Origin of the sequence: Micromonospora foliorum (assembly GCF_022229015.1) — a bacterium.
In the GTDB taxonomy this organism is placed as follows: Bacteria; Actinomycetota; Actinomycetes; order Mycobacteriales; family Micromonosporaceae; genus Micromonospora; species Micromonospora foliorum.
The window spans coordinates 1-4530 of sequence record NZ_JAKKFF010000124.1 but is presented as its reverse complement, the minus strand read 5'-3'; the positions used below and the strand labels follow the sequence as shown (position 1 = coordinate 4530).

Sequence of the window (4530 nt, the reverse complement as noted above, 5' to 3'; positions counted from 1 at the left end):
TCGCGGGTCGCGGGTCGCGGGTCGCGGGTCGCGGGTCGCGCGGGTCGCGGTCGCGCGGGTCGCGGGTCCGGGCCGGCCTTGATGGGTCGGCTCAGGCGCGGGGGGCGTCGACGATGACTGAGTCGGCGATCCGATCATGCAGGCCGCGCCGGTGCTCGTCCATGATCAGCGCGGGGATCACGAGGGCCAGCAGTAGGCCACGGATCAGCCCACGGAGCACGCCGATCCGGCCGCCGTCGTGCCAGTTCACGCAGCGGATCTTGGTGATGTACATGCCCGGCGTCTGGGCGAACAGGCCGAGGAAGATGCCGTAGACCAGCACCAGCACCAGCACCGGCGCCCAGCCGTCGCGTACCGGGTCGGCGAAGAAGTTGGACACCAGCAGGCAGAGCACCCAGTCGATGATCAGCGCACCGAACCGCCGACCGAGGGTCGGCGCGGTGAAGGTGGGGTCGGTGGCCGGCGCTGCCGGGAGGTGCGGATTGGTCACAGCGGTCAAGGGTATCCGCGCCGGAATGCGGGCCGGCCGGGTGCCGCCGCCGCTGTGTGCCGATTCAGGCCAAAGGCATCAGATGTCACTACACTGGCACAGTCGGTACGGCGTTCCTGGCGGGCCGGAGGCGTGGACAGGGGTGTCGCTGACGCTCCGCGAGGGACGTAACACGGCAGAAACAACGGAGACACGGCCGGGCAACCCCCCGGCCCTAGCGTCGCCAGAAGCCTAGCCACCCCGTGGACGTGCCAGGAGGATGTGTGTTCGCCAATCCCGAGGAACTGCTGCGATACCTCAAGAACGAGGACGTGAAGTTCGTCGACGTTCGTTTCTGTGACCTGCCCGGCGTGATGCAGCACTTCAACCTGCCGGTCGAGTCCGTCAACGACGACCTCTTCACCGACGGCCTCGCGTTCGACGGCTCGTCGATCCGCGGTTTCCAGGCGATCCACGAGTCGGACATGCTCCTGCTCCCGGATGTCGCCACCGCGTTCATCGACCCGTTCCGCGCGCAGAAGACTCTCGCGCTCAACTTCTTCATCCACGACCCGTTCACCCGCGAGGCCTACAGCCGCGACCCACGTAACGTGGCGAAGAAGGCCGAGGCATACCTCGCGGCGAGCGGCATCGCCGACACCGCCTACTTCGGCGCCGAGGCGGAGTTCTACATCTTCGACTCGATCCGCCACGAAACCTCGGCGCACCAGTCGTTCTACTACATCGACTCGATCGAGGGCGCCTGGAACACCGGCCGCGAAGAGCCCGGCGGCAACCGCGGCTACAAGACCGCGTACAAGGGCGGGTACTTCCCCGTCCCGCCGGTGGACCACTACGCCGACCTGCGTGACTCGATCGTGCGTCGCCTCGTCGACACCGGCTTCAACGTGGAACGCTCGCACCACGAGGTGGGCACCGCCGGCCAGTCCGAGATCAACTACCGGTTCTCCACCCTGCTGCACGCCGGTGACCAGCTCCAGCTCTTCAAGTACATCGTGAAGAACGAGGCCTGGGCCAACGGCAAGACCGCCACGTTCATGCCCAAACCGCTCTTCGGCGACAACGGCTCCGGCATGCACACCCACCAGAGCCTCTGGCTCAACGGCGAACCGCTGTTCTACGACGAGACCGGCTACGCCGGCCTGTCCGACATGGCCCGCTGGTACATCGGCGGTCTGCTGCACCACGCCCCGTCGCTGCTGGCCTTCACCAACCCGACGGTCAACTCCTACCGCCGCCTGGTCCCCGGCTTCGAAGCACCGGTCAACCTGGTCTACTCCCAGCGCAACCGCTCCGCCTGCACCCGCATCCCCGTCACCGGCGCGAACCCGAAGGCCAAGCGCGTCGAGTTCCGCGTCCCGGACCCGTCAGCCAACGTCTACCTGGCCTTCTCCGCCATGATGATGGCCGGCCTCGACGGCATCAAGAGCAAGATCGAACCACCGACGCCGATCGACAAGGACCTCTACGACCTCCCGCCAGAGGAATGGGGCGACGTCAAGCAGGTCCCCGGCTCCCTACCGGCCGTGCTCGACTCCCTCGAGGCCGACCACGACTACCTGCTCGACGGCGGCGTCTTCACCCCCGACCTCATCTCCACCTGGGTCGACTGGAAGCGCGCCAACGAGGTCGACCCGGTGCGTCTGCGCCCGACCCCGCACGAGTTCGCCATGTACTACGACTGCTGAGCAGTCGCTCGAACACCGGCCGGGCCGGCTCCGCTCACCGCGGAGCCGGCCCGGCTCGCTTTTGCGCCACCCCCCGGCATACCTTCGCGTCCGATATATTGCTCGCGTGGACACACCTCTACGCGAACCGACGTTCCTGATCCTCACCGCGCTGGCCGCCCAGCCGATGCACGGCTACGGGCTGATCGGTGAGGTCGCCGCACTCTCCGACAACCGCGTGTCGCTACGCCCTGGGACGCTCTACGGGGCGCTCGACCGACTGGTCGACGCCGGCCTCGTCGAGGTCGACCGGGAAGAGGTGGTGGACGGCCGACTGCGCCGCTACTACCGTCTCTCCCCCGGCGGCGAGACCACGTTGAGCACCGAGACCGAGCGGCTGCGCCGCAACGTCGAAGCCGCCACCACCCGGCTGTCCAAGCGGACTCGCGCCGCCATCCCGACCACCCCACGCACGGCCGGAGGCTTGGCATGAACGACCTTGAACGCCGCTACCTCCGGCTGCTGCGCGCGTACCCCGCCGACTACCGGCGCGCCCGCGGCGCCGAAATCGTCGGTACCTACCTCGACCTGGCCGCCCCCGACCAACGCTGGCCGGCGCCGGCGGACGCCGCGGACCTGGTGTGCGGCGGCCTCCGCCAGCGGCTGCGGGCCGCGGGCGTCACCGATCTGATCCCCGGGGTACGCCTCGCGGCGCTGCTGGCCCTGGTCACCGCGAGCGCTCTCGCCGGTGTCTGGGGTACGGCAGAGCTGCATCCGCCGCCCGTGGAGTGGGGCGTCCCCCACGTTGGGCCGTTCGTCTCGCTCGGTGTCGTCACGTGGGCGGCATGGCTGCTGGCGGCGGTGGTGATCGCCGTCGCGCCGAGCCGGGTGGCCCGGTGGGCCATCACCTTCGCGCTCCTGCTCACGCTGGCGCTGCCACCGGTGGCCGCAGTGCTCGACGCACCCCGACCGCCGCTGATGGTTCTGCTGCCGCAGGTGGCCCTGGGCCTGCTGGGGCTCTTCCTGCCCGACCGATCCTCCCGGGCGATGCGCCTCGCGCCGGCGCTGTCCGCACTGTCGGCGGTGGTGGCGACGGAATTCCTGGTGGGCTTGGATGCGGTCGGCACCTACTACGGCGCCACCCTGGAGGTCTTCCTGCCCACCATCGGCGGACTGTTGCTGGTCGTCGGGGCCCTGCTGGCCATGGGTCTGGCACTGGGCGGGGACACCCGCGGCGGCTGGGCGCTCGTCATATTGCTCACCCCCGCCGGCTTCCTGGCGGTGCCCGGCCTGGCTGACAGCTTCGGCCCGGCATACGGCGCCATCACCTTCGCGGAACTGGCCGTGACCGCTGGCGCCGTCGCGCTCGCCGGTCCCGCCGTCCTGGTCCTGACCGTCCTGTTCCGCTCCCGCCGAACCTCCACCCCGCAGCCCTCAGGCCAACCCTGCCCCACCTGCGGCGCGCAAGCCTGACCCCCGCACCCCGCACCCCGCACCCCGCACCCCGCACCCCGCACCCCGCACCCCGCACCCCGCACCCCGCACCCCGCACCAAGATCGTGCTCGATCCTGGATGTAGTGGCCTCGATCGCGTCCGACACCACGACATCCACGTTCGAGCATGATCTTGACCACACGACGATGACGATCACGAGGTTGGCGAGCCGTTCCGTCCGGATTGTCCCGGCCAACCTCATGATCGACGATGCCGGCGGCGTGCGGGTCGCAGGGTGCGTACGAGGGCAGCCAGGAGGAGGGCGGTCATCGCCAGGGCGCCGGGGGCTTTCGTGACGCGGGCCAGGTTGGTGCCGTCAGGCAGGGCGAGGAAGGCCGCCGCCGCGGCGGCCAGCACGAACCACGTCGTACGGGCGGCGGTGAGCGCGAGCAGCGCCAGCGGCCAGGTCGCGTACCAGGGGTGGAAGACCGGGGACAGGACGACGGTGGCGACCAGCGCCAACGCCGCACCGTGCAGCGGCACCCGGGACCGCGCCACCTCGACCCGCGCCACCCGCCGGGCGTCGTTCAGCCTGCGCAGGATCCGCCAGGCGCGCCACCAGAGCGCCACCAGCACCCCGACGAGCAGCAGCAGCGCGACCGCCCGGACGATCGGCACCGCCTGTGGGTCCCGGCCGACCAGCGCGCCGGCGTAGTCCATCACGAAGCCCACCGCGGTGGGTGGTGACGTCCACTGCTCGGAGTCGCCACTGTGGGTCAGCCCGCCCACCCAGCCGAAGCCGAGGCCGGACGCCGCCGAGGTGACCAGCAGCGCGGCGAGCAGCCCTCCGGCCAGCCAACCACCGTGGCGCAGCAACGCCCGGACGGTGTACCGGCCGGGTATCCCGGCCAGCACGGCGAACGGCACCACCACCACGG

Annotated in this window: 4 protein-coding genes and 1 pseudogene; 3 read left to right on the top strand and 2 right to left on the bottom strand. The window is 70.5% G+C overall.

From position 1 onward, the window contains the following. Positions 1-91: 91 nt before the first annotated feature. Positions 92-490 (bottom strand): RDD family protein, encoded by a 399-nt coding sequence (locus PSH25_RS11275; protein ID WP_372492767.1) that lies wholly within the window; start codon positions 488-490, stop codon positions 92-94. A gap of 263 nt (positions 491-753) precedes the next feature. Between PSH25_RS11275 and glnA the strand changes: the two genes are divergently transcribed. The 3 genes from glnA (at position 754) to PSH25_RS11260 (ending at position 3630) form a co-directional block, all read left to right on the top strand. After that, positions 754-2178 carry a type I glutamate--ammonia ligase gene (gene glnA, locus PSH25_RS11270; protein WP_238659037.1) on the top strand — a complete coding sequence of 475 codons (1425 nt, stop codon included), beginning with the start codon at positions 754-756 and terminating at the stop codon, positions 2176-2178. Positions 2179-2284: 106 nt separating this feature from the next. Then, positions 2285-2650, top strand: coding sequence for a PadR family transcriptional regulator (locus tag PSH25_RS11265; RefSeq protein ID WP_238659036.1), 366 nt, complete (start codon positions 2285-2287; stop codon positions 2648-2650). Further along, the gene (locus PSH25_RS11260; protein ID WP_238659035.1) at positions 2647-3630 is read left to right on the top strand and encodes a hypothetical protein; all 984 of its coding nucleotides are present in this window, start codon (positions 2647-2649) and stop codon (positions 3628-3630) included. Before PSH25_RS11265 ends, PSH25_RS11260 begins: the two co-directional genes overlap by 4 nt. A gap of 220 nt (positions 3631-3850) precedes the next feature. Here the strand turns inward: PSH25_RS11260 and PSH25_RS11255 are convergent. Next, a pseudogene (locus PSH25_RS11255) lies at positions 3851-4530 on the bottom strand (polyprenol phosphomannose-dependent alpha 1,6 mannosyltransferase MptB); the annotation flags it as partial.

Coding starts and splice junctions, on each gene's coding strand:
- PSH25_RS11260 (WP_238659035.1), top strand. CDS start 2,647: ATGAACGACCTTGAACGCCGCTACCTCCGGCTGCTGCGCGCGTACCCC.